The organism is Stenotrophomonas sp. YJH_SMC_46, from assembly GCF_059370315.1.
Genome location: NZ_JCAFTO010000003.1, coordinates 456,971 through 469,642, shown reverse-complemented (window position 1 = coordinate 469,642; position 12,672 = coordinate 456,971). Strand labels below are relative to the sequence as shown.

13 protein-coding genes and 3 tRNA genes are annotated in these 12,672 nt (G+C 66.3%); 12 read left to right on the top strand and 4 right to left on the bottom strand.

The window, feature by feature from the left end:
* Positions 1 to 4 precede the first annotated feature (4 nt).
* On the bottom strand, positions 5 to 898 hold the full coding sequence (dapA, locus tag AC5P8C_RS11670; protein WP_019661178.1) for a 4-hydroxy-tetrahydrodipicolinate synthase: 894 nt from the start codon (positions 896 to 898) through the stop codon (positions 5 to 7).
* 164 nt (positions 899 to 1,062) lie between these two features.
* Here dapA and AC5P8C_RS11665 point away from each other — a divergent pair, with 164 nt between their 5' ends.
* The 10 genes from AC5P8C_RS11665 to AC5P8C_RS11620 all read left to right on the top strand — a co-directional run bounded on the left by AC5P8C_RS11665 (position 1,063) and on the right by AC5P8C_RS11620 (position 6,960).
* Positions 1,063 to 1,623: a glycine cleavage system transcriptional repressor gene (locus tag AC5P8C_RS11665; RefSeq protein WP_019661177.1), complete on the top strand. Its 561-nt coding sequence runs from the start codon at positions 1,063 to 1,065 to the stop codon at positions 1,621 to 1,623.
* Positions 1,624 to 1,702: 79 nt separating this feature from the next.
* Positions 1,703 to 2,182 (top strand): peroxiredoxin, encoded by a 480-nt coding sequence (locus AC5P8C_RS11660; RefSeq protein WP_019661176.1) that lies wholly within the window; start codon positions 1,703 to 1,705, stop codon positions 2,180 to 2,182.
* Positions 2,183 to 2,266: 84 nt separating this feature from the next.
* The gene (locus tag AC5P8C_RS11655) at positions 2,267 to 3,667 is read left to right on the top strand and encodes a PhoH family protein (protein WP_019661175.1); all 1,401 of its coding nucleotides are present in this window, start codon (positions 2,267 to 2,269) and stop codon (positions 3,665 to 3,667) included.
* Positions 3,664 to 4,170, top strand: coding sequence for a hypothetical protein (locus AC5P8C_RS11650; protein WP_019661174.1), 507 nt, complete (start codon positions 3,664 to 3,666; stop codon positions 4,168 to 4,170). The genes AC5P8C_RS11655 and AC5P8C_RS11650 overlap by 4 nt, the downstream gene beginning before the upstream one ends.
* 12 nt (positions 4,171 to 4,182) lie before the next feature.
* Positions 4,183 to 4,851 (top strand): YoaK family protein, encoded by a 669-nt coding sequence (locus AC5P8C_RS11645; RefSeq protein WP_019661173.1) that lies wholly within the window; start codon positions 4,183 to 4,185, stop codon positions 4,849 to 4,851.
* A gap of 65 nt (positions 4,852 to 4,916) precedes the next feature.
* Positions 4,917 to 5,726 carry a bifunctional hydroxymethylpyrimidine kinase/phosphomethylpyrimidine kinase gene (thiD, locus tag AC5P8C_RS11640; RefSeq protein WP_329832638.1) on the top strand — a complete coding sequence of 270 codons (810 nt, stop codon included), beginning with the start codon at positions 4,917 to 4,919 and terminating at the stop codon, positions 5,724 to 5,726.
* Positions 5,723 to 6,649 carry an alpha/beta hydrolase family protein gene (locus AC5P8C_RS11635; RefSeq protein ID WP_495218783.1) on the top strand — a complete coding sequence of 309 codons (927 nt, stop codon included), beginning with the start codon at positions 5,723 to 5,725 and terminating at the stop codon, positions 6,647 to 6,649. Before thiD ends, AC5P8C_RS11635 begins: the two co-directional genes overlap by 4 nt.
* Positions 6,640 to 6,716, top strand: a tRNA-Arg gene (locus AC5P8C_RS11630). Before AC5P8C_RS11635 ends, AC5P8C_RS11630 begins: the two co-directional genes overlap by 10 nt.
* Before the next feature lie 58 nt (positions 6,717 to 6,774).
* Positions 6,775 to 6,851: transfer RNA gene (locus AC5P8C_RS11625), tRNA-Arg, on the top strand.
* 32 nt (positions 6,852 to 6,883) lie between these two features.
* Positions 6,884 to 6,960 (top strand) — tRNA-Arg (locus AC5P8C_RS11620).
* A 613-nt stretch (positions 6,961 to 7,573) separates the two neighbouring features.
* Here the strand turns inward: AC5P8C_RS11620 and AC5P8C_RS11615 are convergent.
* Positions 7,574 to 8,494, bottom strand: a complete 921-nt coding sequence (locus tag AC5P8C_RS11615) for a LysR family transcriptional regulator (protein WP_111097995.1) — start codon at positions 8,492 to 8,494, stop codon at positions 7,574 to 7,576.
* Positions 8,495 to 8,634: 140 nt separating this feature from the next.
* Here AC5P8C_RS11615 and AC5P8C_RS11610 point away from each other — a divergent pair, with 140 nt between their 5' ends.
* Positions 8,635 to 9,336: a pirin family protein gene (locus AC5P8C_RS11610; protein WP_171952198.1), complete on the top strand. Its 702-nt coding sequence runs from the start codon at positions 8,635 to 8,637 to the stop codon at positions 9,334 to 9,336.
* 81 nt (positions 9,337 to 9,417) lie between these two features.
* Here the strand turns inward: AC5P8C_RS11610 and AC5P8C_RS11605 are convergent, their stop codons facing one another.
* Entirely contained in the window at positions 9,418 to 10,113 is a 696-nt protein-coding gene (locus AC5P8C_RS11605) for an alpha/beta hydrolase (RefSeq protein ID WP_019658847.1), read from the bottom strand.
* A gap of 184 nt (positions 10,114 to 10,297) precedes the next feature.
* On the opposite strand from AC5P8C_RS11605, the gene AC5P8C_RS11600 reads away from it, so the two are divergent.
* On the top strand, positions 10,298 to 11,437 hold the full coding sequence (locus AC5P8C_RS11600) for an MFS transporter (RefSeq protein ID WP_019658848.1): 1,140 nt from the start codon (positions 10,298 to 10,300) through the stop codon (positions 11,435 to 11,437).
* Positions 11,438 to 11,517: 80 nt separating this feature from the next.
* Here the strand turns inward: AC5P8C_RS11600 and AC5P8C_RS11595 are convergent, their stop codons facing one another.
* Positions 11,518 to 12,636, bottom strand: coding sequence for an alpha/beta hydrolase (locus AC5P8C_RS11595; protein ID WP_019658849.1), 1,119 nt, complete (start codon positions 12,634 to 12,636; stop codon positions 11,518 to 11,520).
* Positions 12,637 to 12,672 lie beyond the last annotated feature (36 nt).

Genomic DNA, 12,672 nt, shown 5'->3' with positions numbered 1-12,672 from the left:
AAGGTCAGTGGCTGGAAAGGGCTTCGAGGGCGGCGATGTCGCCGGCAAGGTGGTCGGCGGCCGCATGGTGCGGCGCCGACAGCGGCAGCAGCGGCAGGCGCAGGTCATGGCCGACACCGATGCGGCGCAGCAGCGCCTTGACCGGAATCGGGTTCGGTTCAACGCCGCAGAAATCGTGGAACGGCTGCAGGCGCGCGTCCCAGGATTCGGTGGCTGCATGGTCGTGCGCGGCGGCCAGTTCGCACATCCGGCGGTAGGCACCCGGAAGCACGTTGGAGCCCACGGAGATCAGGCCATCGATGCCGGCCCGGATCGAGCGCGCGGCGGTGCCGTCATCGCCACTGAGGACCGCGAACTTCGGGCTGCGCAGCGCCAGCAGCGCCTGCACCCGGCCGGTGTCGCCCACCGCCTCCTTGATGCCGACGATGTTGGGGTGGCTGGCCAGTTCGGCCACGGTCTCCGGCTGCATGTCGCAACCGGTACGGCCGGGCACGTTGTACAGCACGACCGGCAACCCGCCCTGGTCGGCGACCGCACGATAATGGGCAATCAGGCCGGCCTGGGTCGGCCTTACGTAAGGCGGGGTGACCACCAGTGCATGGCTGGCGCCAAGCGCGGCCGCACGACGGGTCTGTTCGATGGTTTTGGCAGTACCGGACAGGCCGGTGCCGGCCATGACCGGGATGCGGCCGCCAATGCGTTCGACCGCGCTGGCCAGCAGCAGGTCGTACTCGGCATCGGTGAGGGTTGCCGCTTCGCCGGTCGAGCCGGCAACGACAACGCCATGGACGCCACCTTCCAGTTGCAGGTGCAGCAGGCGCTGCCAACCGTCGGGATCGAGGGCGCCGTCGGCCCGGAACGGGGTCGCCAGCGCGGTGATGAGGCCGGAAAGGGACAAGGACGTGCTGCTCTTGGCTGGAAAGGGAAAACGCCCGCCACGAAAGGCCGGGGGCGACCTGAATGTTACTTGCGGCGCGAAAGCACGGGCAAGTATGCTGGACACCGGTGGATCCCCGCCTCTGGCGGGCATTCAGACTCACGCATGCATTACCCGGAATCGCCTTGACCGACACCACCCCGCGCCCCGCGCCGAGCGAAAACCACCTCCTGATCAACGCCTACACGACGCATCCGGAGTCCCCCCTGCTGCCCGTCACCCGCCGCATCGCCGACAGCGGCTGCAATCTGGTGGACGCACGCCTGGCCACGGTCGGCCGCGACGTCTCGGTCACCGCCCTGGCCACCGGCTCCTGGGACTCGGTGGCCAAGCTGGAGGCGATGCTAACCCGGCTGGAGCGCGAGGAAGGGCTGAAGCTGGTCTGGTACCGCACCGCCGCCAAGCAGGCGCAGTCCAACCTGCTGCCCTACATCGTCGAGGTGATCGCCGCCGACAAGCCGGGCATCCTGTTCCAGCTGGCCGATTTCTTCGACCGCCAGGGCATCACCATCGAGAACCTGCAGAGCACGCGCTACCGCGCCATGCAGACCGGTGCGGAAATGTTCAGCGCACAGGTCACCATCGGCGTGCCGGCCAACATGCATATTGCCGCGCTGCGCGACGATTTCCTTGAGTTCTGCGACCACCTGAACCTGGACGCGATCATGGATCCCATGAAGTTCTGATTCTTCGCGCGTCTCTCACGCGCGCGTGGCGTTTCATGTAGCTGTAATGGCAAGAACCCAGGCTCGACAGAAGGACCTCATGAACAACGGCGACACCCTGGACAGCACTACCCTCTCCCTGCCGCTGGCCCTGTCCGGCGGCGACCACGCCACCCTCGGCGACTATGCCGGCCAATGGCTGGTGCTGTACTTCTATCCCAAGGACAGCACGCCGGGCTGCACCACCGAAGGCATCGACTTCAACGCCCTGCTGCCGAAGTTCAGGAAGGCAGGCGCGGTGGTACTGGGCGTCTCGCGCGATTCGGTGAAGTCGCACGACAACTTCTGCGCCAAACAGGGCTTCAACTTCCCGCTGGTCAGCGATGGCGACGAAGCGCTGTGCAGCGCCTTCGACGTGATCAAGATGAAGAACATGTACGGCAAGCAGGTACGCGGCATCGAACGCAGCACCTTCCTGATTTCCCCCGACAGCCGCATCGTGCAGTCCTGGCGCAAGGTCAAGGTTGCCGGCCATGCCGATGCCGTTCTCGCCGAACTGAAGGCCTCCCAGTCCAAGTGAGACCCACTGCCTACCGTGTCTGCCATCACCCTGCCCCGCTGCAGGCCGTGGTGGTTTTTCCCTGCCCGTAACCAGGAATCGACGATGACCCGAGGCAAGCGCATCTACGTGCTGGATACCAACGTGCTGATGCACGATCCCACCGCGCTGTTCAAATTCGAGGAGCACGACATCTACCTGCCCATGCAGGTGATCGAGGAGCTGGACAACGGCAAGAAGGGCACCTCCGAAGCCAGCCGCAACGCTCGCCAGGTGAGCCGTTTCCTCAACGAGCTGGTGCAGGAATCCGGCCTGGACAACCTGGCCGACGGCATTCCACTGCAGCGTCCCAATGGCCTGCAGCTGCGCGGCAAGCAGAGCGCCGGCAAGCTGCGCTTCCAGACCAGCCATTTCGACGCAGGCAAGAGCTTTGGCAAGGTCATTCCGGACAATGCCATCCTCGGCGCGATCCTGGCCCTCAAGGAAGAAACGCCGGACCTGCCGGTGGTGTTCGTTTCCAAGGACATCAACCTGCGGATCAAGGCCGCCATCGCCGGCATCGTGTCCGAGGACTACGAGAACGACCGCGCACTGGACGATTTCAGCCTGCTCTACACCGGTGCCACCGAGCTGCCCGAAGACTTCTGGAAGCGCCACGGCGAGGATCTGCGCAGCTGGAGCGACAAGGGCCGCAGCCATTACGAGATCCAGGCGCAGGATGGCGAGGAGTGGTACCCGAACCAGTACGTCTACCTGCCCGGCGAAGACGAAGTCGAACTGCGCGTCAGCCGCGTGGTCGGCGACGGCAAGGTAGTGCTGTCGCTGGTCGATGATTTCCGCCACGGCAGCCATGCCGTGTGGGGCATCAGCGCACGCAACCGCGAGCAGAATTTCGCCCTCAACGCACTGATGGACCCGGAGATCGACTTCGTCACCCTGCTGGGCACCGCCGGTACCGGCAAGACCCTGCTGGCACTCGCCGCCGGCCTGGCGCAGACGATGGACCAGCAGCGCTACCGAGAGATCATCATGACCCGCGCCACGGTCAGCGTTGGCGAGGACATCGGTTTCCTGCCGGGTACCGAGGAAGAGAAGATGACGCCGTGGATGGGCGCGCTGACCGACAACCTGGAAGTGCTCACGCACAACCAGGAAGGCGGCACCTGGGGCCGCCAGGCCACCAACGACCTGCTCGCCAGCCGCATCAAGATCCGCTCGATGAACTTCATGCGCGGCCGCACGTTCCTGTCACGCTACCTGATCCTGGACGAGGCGCAGAACCTCACCCCCAAGCAGATGAAGACGCTGATCACCCGTGCTGGCCCCGGCACCAAGATTGTCTGCCTGGGCAACGTCGAGCAGATCGACACCCCGTACCTGACCGAAACCACCTCGGGCCTGACCTACGCGGTGGATCGCTTCAAGAACTGGCCGCATAGTGCGCACATCACCCTGCGCCGTGGCGAACGCTCGCGCCTGGCCGATTACGCGTCGGAGGTGTTGTGAACCGCTGCACCCGCCTGCTGCTGCCCACGGCTGCGATCGCCCTCGCAGCCGCGCTCGGCGCCTGCACCACCACGCGCGGCCCGGCCAGCGTGCCGACCGCCGAACGTACCGGACAATCCTGGGTGGTCACCCGCCCGATCATCGCCGCGCAGGTGCTCGACACCTGCTCGCGGCCCAGTCCAGGCCGCGAGGCGGGCCGGGTCAGCGGCTATTGGGCACCCAGCCGGCAGCAGATCGACCAACTGGAAGCACAGCTCTCGTCGCTGCAGGCACAGGTCCCGAAGGTGCTGGACTTCGACCGCCAGTACGTCGGCATCGAAAGCGCCGGCAAGCGGCTGATCTACGTCAACGCCTTCCATCTGCCCGATGGCAGCGGCATCAATCCGGCACGGGAAGCGATCCGCGTCTGCGACGGCGGCACGCAGTTCTGGGGCGCGGTGTTCGACCCCTCCAGCAATACCTTCAGCGAGCTGCAGTTCAACGGCGGCTTCGGCGGGCCCTGAGGGGCCTTGCCGATGGGAATACGCCTGCCCACCTGGGTCTGGATTGGTGCGGTCGCGCTCTCGTGCGTGGCCGGCATGGTCAACGTGGTCGGCTTCCTCGGCTTCGAGCATCAGGCGGTCAGCCACATGACCGGCAGCACCAGCCAGCTGGGCATGGCGCTGGCGCAGGGCGACTGGCGCGCGGTCGGCCATCTGTGGGGGCTGCTGATCGCGTTCTCACTGGGTGCGATGCTCAGCGGCCTGTTGATCCAGGACAGTACCCTGCAACTGGGCCGACGCTACGGCGTGGCGCTGGCCTTGGAGTCCGCGCTGCTGCTGGTGGCCATTCCGCTGTTCGAACGCCACCAGATCTGGGGCGCACTGGCCGCCGCCATGGCCTGCGGCCTGCAGAACGCGATGGCCACCACCTTCAGCGGCGCGGTGGTACGCACCACCCATCTCAGCGGCATGTTCACCGACCTCGGCATCGGCCTGGGCCACCTGCTGCGCGGATTGCCGCTGCAGGTACGACGCCTGACCCTCAGCGGCCTCATCATCAGCGGCTTCCTGGCCGGCGGCATCCTCGGCGCCTGGCTGTTCATGCGTTGGCAATATGACGCCCTGCTCGCCCCTGCCCTGCTGACTGGCCTGACGGGCCTGGGCTATGTGCTGTACCAGCAGTGGGCGCGCTGGCGGCATTGAGGTGGAGCGCATCCACGCATGGCGTGGGTCTACCTTCCCCTGCGGGACCACGGCACAATCGCTGGATGAGCCCGACCACCCCCGTTTCCGCCCTCACCATCGCCGGCTCCGACTCCGGTGGAGGGGCGGGCATCCAGGCCGACCTGAAAACCTTCGCCGCGCATCGCGTGCACGGCCTCTCCGCAATCACCGCACTGACCGCACAGAACACGCGTGGCGTCATCGCCGTGCATGTGCCGCCCATCGACTTCCTGCGCGCGCAGCTGGATGCCTGTTTCGACGATTTCGACATTCACGCGGTAAAGCTGGGCATGCTGGCCAACGCCGGCGTGATCAACGCCGTTGCTGACGCACTGGAGAAGCATCGTCCGCCGCACGTGGTGCTGGACCCGGTGATGGTCGCCACCAGTGGGGCGCGCCTGCTGGAAGACAGCGCATTGCAGGCCATGCGTGAGCGCCTGATCCCGCTGGCCACGCTGATCACCCCCAACACACCGGAAGCAGAACTGCTGGTCGGACGGAAGATCAGCAATGGCGATGACGCTGAGCGCGCGGCGTCAGCCCTGCTCGATCTCGGTGCCGGCGCCGTACTGCTGAAAGGTGGCCACCTGCAGGAAGGCAACCGCGTAATCGACCGCTACTTCGACGGCGTCAGCAACGAAGAATTCATCCACGCCCGCCTGCCACTGGATGCACATGGCACCGGCTGCACGCTGGCTGCGGCCATCGCCGCGCAGCTGTGCAATGGCCTGAGCCTGGCCAACGCCTGCGAAGCCGGCATCGATTACGTCGCACGCAGCCTGCAGCGGAGCCATGCCCCTGGTCGCAGCGAGGTGCGGGTGCTCGATCACTTCGGCGGGGCACCACACGCATGAACCTGGCGCCGCGCATCCTCGCCGTGCAGTGCAACGACGGCCATCGCTACGAAGTGATTGCCTGCGTGCCCGCGCACCCCATTGCGCGCCTGCTGTGGCTGCCCGCGCTGGGCGTGGCCGCGCGCCATTACCTGCCGTTGGCGCAGGCGCTGGCTGCGAAGGGCGTGGCGGTGTACCTGCACGAGTGGCGCGGCAACGGCAGCAGTTCGCTGCGCCCATCGCGCGCGCTGGACTGGGGCTATCGCGAGGTACTCGAACAGGATCTGCCAGGCAGCCAGGCCGTTCTGGCTGCAGCGGATGAAGAGGCTGGCACCCTGCCCTGGATCATCGGCGGCCACAGCCTTGGCGGGCAGCTGGCTTGCGTGCATGCCGGCCGCAACCCGCACTACTTCAACCGGCTATGGCTGGCCGCCAGTGGCTCACCGTTCTGGCGCGGGTTCCCGCCACCCCGTGGCTGGCTGCTGCCACTGGTCTACCGCTTCCTGCCGTGGATCGCGCAGCGCCAGGGCGTGCTGCATGGCCGTCGCCTTGGCTTCGGCGGCACCGAGGCGCGCGGCCTGATTGCCGACTGGGCGCGCGTGGGCCTGAACAACCACTACGCCGCGTCCGGCATGGACGAAGACCTCGATGCGCAGATGGCGCGCGTGCATGGCAGCGCGCAGGCGGTGCTGATGGAGCACGACTGGTTGGCCCCCACCGGATCGATGCAGACGCTGCTGGCGAAGCTGCCGAATGTGGACGCGCAGCTGCGCGTGCTGTCCGCGCAGGAACTGGGCACGCGCGCCGATCATTTCGCGTGGCTGAAGGCGCCGGACGCCGTGGCTGACAGCTTTTTCATTCAGTTGGATGAAAATTTTCACAAAACTGTTGACGGTCCGCGCCGACATCCGCATAATTCCGCTCCTGTCGCAGGGCGCCCGTAGCTCAGTTGGATAGAGTACCTGGCTACGAACCAGGCGGTCGGGAGTTCGAATCTCTCCGGGCGCACCACTCGACAGGTTTCCGGCATCCGCCGCTGGAAATGCAGTAAAATTTGATTGTGTACCGCGCGCCCGTAGCTCAGTTGGATAGAGTACCTGGCTACGAACCAGGCGGTCGGGAGTTCGAATCTCTCCGGGCGCACCATACACAGTCAACACAACAAGTTTATGTAATTGGCGCCCGTAGCTCAGTTGGATAGAGTACCTGGCTACGAACCAGGCGGTCGGGAGTTCGAATCTCTCCGGGCGCACCATTACACCGAAACAGCAGGCCTCGGCCTGCTGTTTTTTTATGTGCGTTTTTCGGCAGGGCTGCGCCCTGCACCCGCCGAAGCAACAGCTATGGCCGAAGCAACAGCAACAGCAACAGCTGGTGTTCCGTGGGCTGGCGGGGCGGCATGGACAGGCAGGACACGCCGTAAACCCATCCATGGGGGCTCGATGGCGGCATCCATGCCGCCAACGGTCCTGCCTGCCCATGCCGCCCCACCTCTGACAGATTTCCGCGATCTGATGGATCCACGCCATGCGTGGATGAATCTCCATCGAGTTCGAGTTCGAAAATTTCGACAAGTGATCGAAGAGCATCCACGCATGGCGTGGATCTACCGTGTCGACCAAGGTCGACACCTACCAGAGCAGTACGCCGTTCCGACAGATCGCGGAAACTGTCGAAGGCGGGGTGGGTCCGGTTGCGGGAGTGTCCGCGGCATGGATGCCGCGGCCAAGCCCCCAAGGACGGGTTTACGGCGTCTCCCGCAACCGGACCCACCCCGCCATCCCTCAGGAAACCAGCTGTTGCTGTTGCTGTTGCTGTTGCTGTTGCTCTGGATCGTAGCGGGTGCAGGGCGCAGCCCTGCCAAACCCCTACCCCCTGGCCATTGCCTGCCACCACTGCGACAGCAGCTCCGGCCTGCGCAAGCGCTCGCGCCACCAACGCAGTGCGGCGCCGTCCTCGCCGGTGCGCCAGGCCAGCCAGAAGGTCTCTTCCGGCTTGTGCTCCTCCACCTCGCGGATCACCAGCTGGCCACGCGCCACCGCAGCGCGCGCGCACGGCTCGGGCAGGAAACCGAAGCCCACGCCTTCGCACTGCAGTTTCAGCTTGCTGGCCATGTCAGGCACCGTCAGCATCTCCTGCCCCATCAACAGGCCCACCGTGCGCGGCAGCAGCCGTCGTGCCGAATCGGAGACCGCGATCGCGCAGTGCTCGACCAGCTGCTCGCGACCGAGCACGCCAGGCACGTTGGCCAACGGATGTTCGGGCGCGACCGCGAATACGAACGCCACCGTACCCAGCGGCTCGACGACGTAGCCACCGCCGCTGGGGCCCTCGCCCGGCGCGCCGACCAGCAGGTCGGCACGGCGGTCCAGCAGGGCCTCCCAGGTGCCGGACAGGGCCTCGCCGATCAATCGCAGCCGGGTCGGTGCCTCGGCCTCACGAAACGCGGCGATGTCCGGGCCGAGCAGCCAGGTCGGGAACACCGAGTCCACCGCCAGGGTCAGTTCGGTCTCCCAGCCCGAGGCCACCCGCCGCACCCGCAGTTCCAGCTCGCGGGCTGCACGCAGCAGGTGTCGACCCTCGTCCAGCAGCGCGCGGCCAGCTGCGGTCAGCTCGGCGCGCGGGCCAACCCGGTCGAACAGCTGCACGCCCAGGTCCTCCTCCAGCTTGGCCACGGTGTAGGAGATGGTCGAGGGCACCTTGTGCAGCGCCTTGCCAGCGCCCGCAAACGAGCCGCGGCGGTCGATGGCATCCAGGATCTGCAGGGCATCGAGGCTGAGCTTGAGCATTCGAATTTTTCGATGGTGGCTGTCAAAACTATCCGTTTTTCAAACCCGGGGCGCAAGCGGATACTTCTCTCCAACGGGGAAATGCAAGAGCTACTCGCCCGTCCCGCCCCATCGAAACCATCGAACAAGGAGATTCCATCATGCTGCAGATCCGCAAGAGCGCTACCCGTGGCCTGGCCGAGCATGGCTGGCTGTCCTCGCGCCATACCTTCTCCTTCGCCAACTACTACGACCCGCGTTACGTCAGCTTCGGCCCGCTGCGGGTCATCAACGAAGACAAGGTCATCGGCGGCCAGGGCTTCGGCACCCACGGCCACAGCAACATGGAAATCATTTCCTATGTGCTGGGTGGTGCGCTGGAACACAAGGACTCGATGGGCACCGGTTCGGTGCTGCGCTACGGCGACGTACAGCGCATGAGCGCCGGCAGCGGCGTCACCCACAGCGAGTTCAACCACTCGGCCGACGAAACCGTGCACTTCCTGCAGATCTGGATCTTCCCGGACACCGAGAACATCGCGCCGTCCTACGAGGAGACCCACTTCTCGCCGGAGGCCAAGCGCGGCCAGCTGCGCCTGATCGCCTCGCCTGACGGTGCCGACGGTTCGCTGCGCATCCACCAGGATGCCCGCATCTTCGCCACCATTCTTGATGGCGGCCAGAAGCTGCATCACGCCCTCGGCAACGGTCGTGGCGCCTATGTGCAGGTGGCGCGTGGCCAGCTGCAGGTCAACGGCATCACCCTGGAAGCCGGCGATGCACTGCAGGTCAGCGACGAAGCCCAATTGACGCTGGAAAACGGCAACGATGCCGAAGTGCTGGTGTTCGACCTGCCGCTGTAACCACAAGGCCCTCGATGCTGCTGAGCATCGGGGGCCTTTTCGTAGAGCCCGGCCTGCGCCAGGCGTGCTACAGGAGGAGTGTTACCCACCGATGGCGGCGCAGGCCTCCAGGATCAGCGCGGTCACTTCCTTCGGCTGCGAGGCCAGCGAGGCATGGCTGGCATCCAGCTCCAGCAGGCGCTTGGGCTGCATTCTTGCGGCCATGGCTTTCTGGTTTTCCGGCGCGATCATGCGGTCGTGGCGGGACAGCTGGTACCAGCTCGGCCGGTGCTTCCACGCCGGATCGCTGACCGTGTCGCCGAAAGTGCTGGCCAGCGGCGCCTTCTGGGTCACCGCCATCACCCGGCCCTCGTCGGCACTCAGGTCCTGGCAGAAGCTCTCATGGAACTTGTCCGCACGCAGCCAGAGGTAGCCATCGCTGTCCGGTGCCAGATTCGGCGCCGCCTCCGGCAGATGCTGCTGGGTGATGCCACCCGGGCTCTCGCCGGCATCAGGCGCGAAGGCAGCGATGTAAACCAAGCCCTTCACGTTGGGCTCGTTACCGGCCTGGCTGATCACCGCACCGCCGTAGGAGTGGCCGACCAGCAGCACCGGACCGTCGATCTGCCGGATCATTTTCTGGGTGCGTCCTGCGTCGTCGGCCAGCGACGTGAGCGGCAATTCCACCGCCTGCACCCGGTCGTGGCCGTTGCGATGCAGTTCCAGGATCACCTTGGCCCAGTGTGCGGCCCCGCCCCAGAATCCATGGACGAGGAGGATGGTCGGTGTCGTGCTCATGTACGGATCTCCGGCAGCGGCCGGCGGGGTGCCGACCGTGCAGCCACTGTCCGTGGGCGACGTTAATCGCTGGTGACGCGATCGGGTCACTGCAATCGTATGCGTCGCCCGATGTCACGCATGGCACTTGCCGATCCGGCCTGAAAACGTTTTCATAAAAGTCCCCTGGAGCTTCGCATCGCGCATGACGCCTTCATCCCCGCGTGCCCAGCAGCACGCCACCCGTGCCGCCTTCTTCATTCCTGGATTCGCCACCGCCGCGTGGGCGCCGATGGTGCCTTACGCCAAGGCCAAGGCCGGGCTGTCCGACGCCAGCCTCGGCGCCGTGCTGCTGTGCCTCGGGCTCGGCTCGCTGCTGGCGATGCCGTTGGCGGGTGCGCTGACCGGGCGGCTGGGCTGCCGCCGGGTGATGGTGATCACCTGCGCGATGATGCTGTGCGCCCTGCCCTTGCTGGTGCTGGCGCCCTCGCCGGTGGCGCTGGGCGCGGCGCTGTTCGTGTTCGGCGCCGGCGTCGGTGCACTGGATTGTGCGATGAACATGCAGGCGGTCGCGGTAGAGCGCGACGCCGGGCGCGCAATGATGTCCGGCTTCCACGCCTTCTACAGCATCGGTGGCTTCGTCGGCGCCGGCTGCATGACCGGCCTGCTGATTCTGGGCACGCCGCTGTGGCTGGCCGCGCTGGCCACAGTGGCAGCACTGCTGCTGGTTGCAGTTCTGTCGGCGCCGCACTGGCGCCCACAACGGATCCTGCATGAAGGACCGTTGCTGGCACTGCCGCACGGCGTGGTGCTGTTCATCGGCGTGCTGGCGTTCGTGGTATTCCTCGCCGAGGGCTCGATGCTGGACTGGAGCGCGGTGTTCCTGGCCGAAGTGCGGCAGGTGCCGCGTGACCAGGCCGGCGCCGGCTTCGCGTTGTTCACCCTGGCGATGACCGCGATGCGCCTGTTCGGCGACGGCATCGTCGAGCGCCTCGGACGGACCCGTACCCTGGTCTTCGGCGGCATCACCGCCGCAACAGGCTTCACCCTGGCCACGCTGGTGCCCTCGTTCCCGGTGGCGCTGGCCGGCTACGTGCTGGTCGGGCTGGGCTGCGCCAACATCGTGCCGGCACTGTTCTCGATGGCCGGCCAGCAGCGGGTGATGCCGGAGAGCATCGCCATCACTGCAGTGACCACACTGGGTTACGCCGGCATCCTCGCCGGCCCGGCGGCGATCGGTGCACTGGCACACGGCACCAGCCTCGGATTCGCCTTCCTTTGCGTGGCCGCGCTGCTGCTGGGCGTAGCCGCATCCGCGCGAGCACTGGCACGACGGGTGGCCTGACAAAAAAAGGGGACGGAGGGGATTAAGTCGCATCTGCCACGGGTGTGCTGCAAACGACTTAATCCCCTCCGTCCCCTTTTTCAGCCGTGTGCCAGCCATTCGGCCTGGGCCGGCAGCTGCGGCGCCGGGCATGCGCTCTGCGGGTGGTGCTCGTCGCGCGCCATCCAGTCGTCAACCACTCCGGCCAGCAGATCCAGCCGCAGCGGCAGGGTGATATGGTCTTCGCCGCGCATCTCGATGTAGTGCGCGCGCGGGTTGGCCTGGGCCAGTTCGCGGCCCTGGCTGACGGGTATGTGCTGATCGCCCTGCCCGTGCAGCAGCAGCACGCAGGCGCGGGTATCGGCCAGCGCACGCGCGACGTCGACGCGGTCCAGATCGACGTCGATGCGACGGCTGGCGTCGGCGATCACCTGGTTGATGTCCTGGCCGCCGTAGCGCCAGCGCGCGTACGACGCCATCGCCTGCGCCTTCAGGCCTTCCGGCTGCAGCCCCATCAGGTGCGGGATCATCGTGCGGATCGCTACACCGGCATTGGCGAACGATTCCATCGCCACCACGCCTTCCACCTGGTCGCCGAGCTTGTCGGCGGTGAATACCGCTGTGGCGGCGCCATAGGACACGCCGAACAGGTACAGCGGGCCGGTTACTTCACCACGTGCGCGCAGCTCGCCGATTACATCCACCACATCGTCGGATTCATAGGTGCCATAGCCCGACGGCCCAGTACCGGACTGTCCATGGTTGCGCAGGTCGAGCGTGACCACGCGGTAGCCGGATTCGGCCAGCTGCAACGACCACGGCAGCATCGAATCACCATTCATCATCCAGCCGTGCAGCAGCACCACGGTGCCGCGCGGTGCCTGCGCGCGGAACGGTCGCGGTACTGCCAGGCTCAAGCCGGTATCCAGCGGCAGGCCGTTCTCGTGGCGCTGCGGCAGGTAGTGATAACGCGCGCCGTAATCGCCAGGATCGAACACACGCCAGAAGATCGGCACGCCATCGCGGCCCCGCGCAAAGCCGTGGCGGTTGGGCAGTTCGGCGATGGCCGCGGCGATGCGCGGGCGATCGAGCAGGGTCGATACGCCACCCGGCGCGATCAGCCGATCGGCGAGCGAGGTGGACGAGGCATTGATCGAGGACGAGCATGCAGCCAGCCACAGGCCGGCGCACGCCAGCAACAACAGCAGCAGGCGCTTCATGGGCAATCGGGGAAAAGGTGCGACAGCGTGGCAGGT

What these genes read in the sequence shown, in the direction of transcription:
- AC5P8C_RS11615 (WP_111097995.1), bottom strand. Translation starts at nt 8,494, where the DNA reads ATGCTCAAGCTCAGCCTCGATGCCCTGCAGATCCTGGATGCCATCGAC.
- thiD (WP_329832638.1), top strand. Translation starts at nt 4,917, where the DNA reads ATGAGCCCGACCACCCCCGTTTCCGCCCTCACCATCGCCGGCTCCGAC.
- AC5P8C_RS11660 (WP_019661176.1), top strand. Translation starts at nt 1,703, where the DNA reads ATGAACAACGGCGACACCCTGGACAGCACTACCCTCTCCCTGCCGCTG.
- AC5P8C_RS11595 (WP_019658849.1), bottom strand. Translation starts at nt 12,636, where the DNA reads ATGAAGCGCCTGCTGCTGTTGTTGCTGGCGTGCGCCGGCCTGTGGCTG.
- AC5P8C_RS11605 (WP_019658847.1), bottom strand. Translation starts at nt 10,113, where the DNA reads ATGAGCACGACACCGACCATCCTCCTCGTCCATGGATTCTGGGGCGGG.
- AC5P8C_RS11635 (WP_495218783.1), top strand. Translation starts at nt 5,723, where the DNA reads ATGAACCTGGCGCCGCGCATCCTCGCCGTGCAGTGCAACGACGGCCAT.
- AC5P8C_RS11655 (WP_019661175.1), top strand. Translation starts at nt 2,267, where the DNA reads ATGACCCGAGGCAAGCGCATCTACGTGCTGGATACCAACGTGCTGATG.
- AC5P8C_RS11610 (WP_171952198.1), top strand. Translation starts at nt 8,635, where the DNA reads ATGCTGCAGATCCGCAAGAGCGCTACCCGTGGCCTGGCCGAGCATGGC.
- AC5P8C_RS11645 (WP_019661173.1), top strand. Translation starts at nt 4,183, where the DNA reads ATGGGAATACGCCTGCCCACCTGGGTCTGGATTGGTGCGGTCGCGCTC.
- AC5P8C_RS11600 (WP_019658848.1), top strand. Translation starts at nt 10,298, where the DNA reads ATGACGCCTTCATCCCCGCGTGCCCAGCAGCACGCCACCCGTGCCGCC.